The organism is Sphingomonas sp. 67-41 (assembly GCF_001899725.1).
Taxonomy (GTDB): Bacteria; Pseudomonadota; Alphaproteobacteria; order Sphingomonadales; family Sphingomonadaceae; genus Sphingomonas; species Sphingomonas leidyi.
Genome location: NZ_MKWJ01000024.1, coordinates 1 through 6,155 on the forward strand (window position 1 = coordinate 1; position 6,155 = coordinate 6,155).

Genomic DNA, 6,155 nt, shown 5'->3' on the forward strand with positions numbered 1-6,155 from the left:
GGGGAACGGATGGTTGCGATCTTCACGGGCGCCGGGACGGGATTCGAGCGCGGATCGGGGAGTGCCCTGGGATCGTCGGGTTTGCTGGGTTCGGCCAGTGTCGGGCGCGGTGGCGAACAGCTCCTCCTGAACGCCGCGACGGGGAATCTGCTGATCAGCCGGCAGGACGAATTCCTGGTCGGCCGCGGCCCGGACGTGGCGGTGAGCCGGACCTATAACAGCCTGGGCGACGGCTCGGACGACAATGGCGACAACTGGCTGCAGAGCACGGATCGCAAGCTCTTCGGCTTCGACGGCGCGCTCAACGCGGTCGGCTCGGTGGTCAAGCGCCGGGCGGCCGATGGCAGCGTGGTCACCTATGTCAGCGACGGCACGGCCTATCGCGCGACCAATTCCGCCGGCATCCGCGACAAGGTCACCTATGACGGCAGCTGGCACTGGAGCAGCGAGGATGGCCGGATCGTCGAGGATTACGGCTATTGGGTGAACGGCTATGTCATCACCCGCCAGACCGACGCCACCAGCGGCGACAGCCTGACCTTCACCTATTCCGGCGACAAGCTGACCACGGTCACCACTGCGGACGGCGGCCAGATCCAGTATAGCTGGAGCGGCAACCACATCACCCAGGTCGTCTCGGGCGACGGCACCGCCACCCGCTATTATTACGACAGCTACGACCGGTTGAGCCGCGTCGATACCGAACTCACCGGCGGCGGCAGCGTCTATTCGCTCTTCTACACCTATGACGGCAGCTCGAAGCGCGTCGCCTCGCTTGCCCAGACCGACGGCAGCCGGATCGAGTTCACCTATGCGCAGATCGGCGGCGACTATCGGGTGACGGCCGTCAAGCAATGGGTCGACGAAGGCGTCAGCCGCACCACCCGCATCGACTATGACCTCGCCAATCGGGTCACCACGGTCATCGATCCCGCCGGGGTGGGAACCCGCTTCTACTATGATTCCGTCGGCAAGCTGACGCGGCTCGACGAAGCCGCTGCCGGCCCGGGCGCAGCCGAGCATATCACGACCTTCCAATATTCCGGCGACGATCTGGAGGCAGTGCGCGGCTATGACGGCGCGGCCAAGCTCGCGACGAACAGCTTCAGCTCCTACATGGCCTATCTCCGCGATGCGCGCGGCAACATCGTGCAGACGGTGGACGGCACCCTCCACACCGTGGTGCGCACCTATTCGGCGAGCAACCGGCTCCTCACCGAGACCAGCTATACCGGCCTGGATCCCGATGGCGCGGGCGGCGTGCTGCCTTCGGGCGGGATGACGACCCGCTATGTCTATGACAGCCAGGACCGGCTGACCTACACCGTCTCCGCCGAAGGCCGGGTGACGCAGTACAGCTACACCTATGACCTGCCGACGATGGTCACCACCTATGTCGACCAGCGCTTCAACCTTGCCGGATGGGCAGCGGATGTCGCGCCGAGCGCGGCGCAGATGGATGCGTGGCGCAGCGCCATCGCCGACAAGAGCACCGTCCAGCTCCACCAGAACTGGTATGACGGGCGCGGGAACCTGACCCGGACGACGGAATGGGGGGCGGCGAACGCCGACGGCACGCCTTCGAGCGCGAACGACTACAAGACGACCCATTATGTGTACGACAGCGCCGGGCGGCTGCTGAGCAAGACCGTTGCCGGCACCAACCCGCAGACCTTCGTCTATGACGGGCTGGGCCGCCTGATCTCGAGCACCGATGCCAATGGCGCGACCACGCTCACCATCTATCGCGACGGGCTGAACCAGGTCGACACGGTCACGCTGCCGGCGGGGGGCAATCTGGTCAACCAGAGCGGCTGGCCGACCCAGCCGGCGGGCAGCCAGCCGGTGCGCGGGCCGAACCTGGTCGACAACAGCCGGTGGCCGGAGGAAGTGGAGGGGCCCAACCTCATCGATCTCGCCAACTGGCCGGGGAATCCGGCTTCGGTGCCCGGCGGCACGGCGACGCTGCCGACCTGGAACAATTCCTACACTCCGGAAACCCAGTGGGTCAGCACGATCGGGCCGAACGGCTTGCCGGTCGTGGCGATGAATGCCGGCCAGTCCGACGCCTATGATCCCGGCGGCGGCAACCAAACGAACCTCTCCACCTATGATCCGACCAAGGCCTATCGGTTCACGTTGAACTTCCAGGTGACCGAGGCGAACAAGCATCTCGTCTTCTTCGGCCTTTTCGGTGACGGCGCCAACGCGATGGTCCGCAACGGGCAGGACGGTAGCGAGGATGGCAATCCCTATTTCACTTATGCGATTCCCGGCTCGGGCAATTCGCTTCAGGCGGGGCGCTGGTACACGATGGTGGGCTATGTCCTGCCCGCAGGTGCCGAGAACGTCGCCTGGGGCTCGCTCGGTGGCGTCTACGACGCGGAGACCGGCGACAAGGTCTTGAACGTCAACAGCTTCCGCTGGAACGAGACCTATACGGGGAGCAAGGCCGGAGTCCGCTTCTTCAACTATTACAACAAGGAAATTCAGGGCTATTACACCAATTTCTACAAGCCGGAGATGCACCAGCTGAACTTCGGCAGCGGTCCTGCCTCGATCGAAGGCTGGTCGAATGTCCTGTCCTATCTCGGCGAGACGCGCTGGACGCGTACCACGGGGCCGGATGGCAGCCCGGTCTGGGCGATCAAGACCGGCCAGCTGGATGCGAACGAACCCGGCGGCGGCAACCATAGCAATGCGATCACCATCGACGGCAGCAAGGCCTATGAATTCACTTATTACTTCAAGAAGACTGACCTGGATTCCCATAACATTTACTTCGGCGCGCAGGATGCATGGGACGGAAGCTCCTATGTGAGGCAGGCATGGGACGGAGGGGTACAGCACAACCCCTATTTCTTCAGTGCCGGTACGGACTGGCAGACCCAGAATCTGCAGAGCGACCGCTGGTACAAGGTCGTCGGCTATGTCTTCCCGGAGGGCAGCGCCAACATCAATACCGCCGACTATGGCGGCGTCTATGACATGACGACCGGCCAGCGCATCGCCAGCGTCAACAATTTCCGCTGGTACGAAGGCCGGCCGAGCAACCAGGTCACCTCGCGCTTCTTCAACTATTACGGGCAGGCCGATCAGGGCTGGTCGACGCTCTTCTACAAGCCGGAGGTCCGCGAATATCAGGGGCCGATGCCGGTGCAGGCCGGCTATGCGCAGGTGCCGGGCTGGTACAATCCTGGCTATCATGTCGACGAGACCAACTGGGTCCGGATGCTCGGGCCCGATGGCAGGCCAGTCGTCGCGATCCAGTCCGGACAGGCCGACTATAGTGCCGAGGGCGGCGGCAACTACACTAACACCGCGACCATTGATCCCAGCCAGGCCTATGAATTCTCGATCTATTTCCAGCTATCGGCCACCGATCAGCACCATGTCTATCTGGGCCTGACTCCCTCGTACCCGGCCTATGTCGACCAGCAATGGTCCGGCGTCGCGAGCGAGAATCCCTATTTCATGTACTGGGTGCCTACCGCTGCGGCGGGCTATCAGCCGGGCAAGTGGTACAAGATCGTCGGCTATGTGCTGCCCCAGGGATCCGCCCTGGGCACGGCGTCGAACTATGGCGGCGTCTATGACGTCGCGACGGGACAGAAGATCGAGGCCGTCTCCAATTATCAATGGTCGGCGGGTCGGCCCGACAACAGCGTCTTCCTCCGCTTCTTCAACTATTACGAAGAGTCGCTGCAGAACAAGAGCACCTATTTCTACGGTGCCTCGTTCCGCCCGGTCGACGATTTCGTCCAGTCCACGTTCGACGAGGCGACGCTCGTCCGGTCGGCGCATTATAATCGCGCCGGCGAGCTGGTCAGCCTGACCGAGGCGGGAAAGAACGTCACCGGCGGCACCGCCACCTATGCCTATGACGAGGCCGGCCGGCTGAAGAGCGCGACGGACTTCCGCGGCAACACGCATTATTACGTCTATGACAAGCGCGGGCGAAAGACCGCCGATGTCGCTGCCGATGGCACGATGGTCGAGTATCGCTACGATGCCGAGGGGCGACAGGTTGCGAGCGTCCGCTATTATCAGACGCTCAGCGTCGGGCAGATGCAGCTGCTCCGCGAGACCGACGGCATCCTCGACGTCGCGCGCATTCGACCCGTTGCGAGCGGTACCGTCGACGTCTGGACCTGGACGGTCTATGACATTGCCGGCCGGGTGCTGGAGACGATCCAGGGCGACGGTGCCGTCACTGCCCATGAATATGATGGCGCGGGCCGCCTGGTCCGCACCATGGGCTATGCCAACAAGCTGTCCAGCGGCCAGATCGCGGCGCTGATCGCCAATCCGGTGAGCGGCGTCCTGCTGCCGGGGAGCAGCGCCGGGGACAGGGCCTCGCGCAGCTTCTTCGACAAGGACGGCCTGCTGCTCGGCACGCTGGACGGCGAGGGCTATCTGAGCCGGACGCTCTATGACGGCGCCGGGCAGGTGATCGAGACGATCGCCTATGCCAATGCGACCGGCACGGCATATCGCGCCGCCGGCACGCTCGATCAGCTCGCGACGAGCGCTGGCACCAGCGGCGCGGATCGCCATGTCCATTTCGTCTATGATGGCCAGGGGCTGCTCCGCTACCAGATCGACCCGCTCGGCGCCGTCACCGAATATGGCTATGTCGAGCCCTATTCCTGGGCCTATGGCCGGGTGCGCAGCACGACGCGCTATGCGGGAACGATCGCGCTGCCCGGTACCTTCACGCTGGGTTCGGTGGCGTCCGCGCTTTCGAGCGCGGGACTGGTCGGCGCGGCGGGCAACCGCACCAGCTACAATGTCTACGACAGGGCCGGCCAGCTGATCTATGCGATCGACGCCGCGGGCGGGGTGATCGGCCATGTCTATGACGATCTCGGCCGGATCGTGAAGACGATCGCGTTCGCCGAGCCCCGACCGACCTCGAGCCAGCCGCTGCCGGGCGACATGGAAGCCTGGGCCGCGGCGCGCGCCGGCAACGCGGCCAACCGCGTCACGCGGGCCTTCTACAATGGCCGCGGCGACTTGCTCTACGCGATCGACGCCGAGGGCTTCGTCACCGAGAACCGCTACGATGCCGATGGCCGCGTCGTGCGGACGATCCGCTATGATCTGAAGACGAGCATTTCCGATGGCGCCACCGCGGCGGTGGTAGCTGCCGCAGTTGCTTCATCCGACTATGCTGACACGCAGACCGTCTACGACGTGCAAGGCCGGGTCTCCGATCAATATGACGCCGCGGGCACGCGAACTTGGTACTGGTATCGCGGCAACGGCCAGCTGGGGCAGGTCTCGCGCGCCTTTGGCACCGTCGACCAGAGTGATATCTGGTATTTTCATGACGCGGCGGGTCGTCTGCTCGTCCGTTACGACGCCGCGGGCACGCCCGAGCAGGCGATCACCCAGTATGAATATGATGGCCTGGGCGACCTGGTCAGCACGACGGACCCTAACTTCCACACGACGTCGTTCGACTATGACCGTGCGGGCCGCCTGGTCCGGCAGCGCAATTCCTTGGCCGAGCCCACTAACTTTACCTACAACGCATTCGGCGAGCGGGTGAGCGTCACCAACGCGCGCGGCTTCAGCACGTACAGCGAGTACGACCAGGCCGGTCGGGTGACGTCGGTGGTGGACGCGCTGAACTACACGACGACGACGCGCTACACGGCGTTCGGGGAAGTGGCGTCGGTAACGCGCGGCGCGGCGGTGACGAGCTTCGCGTACGACAAGCTGGGCCGGGCGGTGACGACCACCGATGCCGAGGGCGGGGTCGAGACGAGCGGCTATGACGCGTTCGGCAACCGGATCCGGTTGGTGAACAAGCTGGGTGGGATCACCGACTATAGCTATGACCGCCGCGGGCTGCTGGCCGAGGAAAGGGTCCAGGCGATCCTGGACGGGAGCGGCAACGTCGTCACGGCCGCCTTCTCGCGCAACCGCTATGAATATGACGCGCGCGGCAATGTGGTGCACCGGATCGAGGCGTATGGCCTGGCCGAGCAGCGCGACAGCTGGTTCGAATATGACAAGGCGAACCGGCTGACGTCGAAATGGGGCGAGGCGGTGTCGGTGGGGCTGTCGCAGGCCATGGCGACGCCGCGGGAATATTATCGCTACGACACGCGCGGCAACCTGGTCGAGACGATCGACGCGAACGGCGC

Annotated in this window: 1 protein-coding gene; it reads left to right on the top strand. The window is 64.6% G+C overall.

What is annotated here, in order from left to right; translation table 11 throughout:
• Positions 1–9: 9 nt before the first annotated feature.
• Positions 10–6,155 (top strand): RHS repeat domain-containing protein (locus BGP17_RS18220; RefSeq protein WP_286713027.1); only part of this gene is annotated, 6,146 nt, incomplete at its 3' end.